This is a genomic window from Nocardiopsis sp. MG754419 (assembly GCF_018207095.1).
GTDB lineage: Bacteria > Actinomycetota > Actinomycetes > Streptosporangiales > Streptosporangiaceae > Nocardiopsis.
Genome location: NZ_QOCZ01000353.1, coordinates 1 through 518, shown reverse-complemented (window position 1 = coordinate 518; position 518 = coordinate 1). Strand labels below are relative to the sequence as shown.

The following is a 518-nucleotide window of genomic DNA, read 5'->3' as shown; positions in this document are numbered from 1 at the left end:
CCGCCAGACAGCACCCACTCACGCCGGTGCAACGTCTCCGCCAGCCGACTGCGCGTCGAGCGATGCAGGGCAGTGCCTCTTCCCTGGATGCGCGGCGAGCTCAATCAACAGATCCAGCTTCCGCCCCGCCTCCTCAAGCTCGGCAGCACTCGCGGTGATGCGAGCACGTTCGGCGCGCAAGCGCTCGATCATCTCGGGCCCCGCCTGCTTGGCGTCGATGCAGGGCAGGAAGGACGCGATCATGCGGCTGCCGAGCCCGGCGGCGTAGAGCTGCTGGATGAGCCGCACCCGGTCGACCGCTGACTCCGGGTAGTGCCGCTGGCCACTCGGCGTGCGCTCGGAGCTGAGGATGCCCTGCTCCTCGTAGTAGCGGAGGGCGCGCGTGCTCACCTTGGCCCTGCTGGCCAGTTCACCGATTCGCATGGTGTGCCTACTCCACTTTCGTCCCGATCACCGGCGGCCGTCGGCGCACACGATTTGCCTCTGACGTCAACGTCAAGTTCTACCGTAGCCAACGA

The 518-nt window shown here is 67.2% G+C and carries 1 protein-coding gene; it reads right to left on the bottom strand.

All coding sequences use genetic code 11. From position 1 onward, the window contains the following. Positions 1 to 18: 18 nt before the first annotated feature. The gene (locus DSY14_RS28090) at positions 19 to 423 is read right to left on the bottom strand and encodes a MerR family transcriptional regulator (protein WP_131558979.1); all 405 of its coding nucleotides are present in this window, start codon (positions 421 to 423) and stop codon (positions 19 to 21) included. Between the last annotated feature and the right edge of the window lie 95 nt (positions 424 to 518).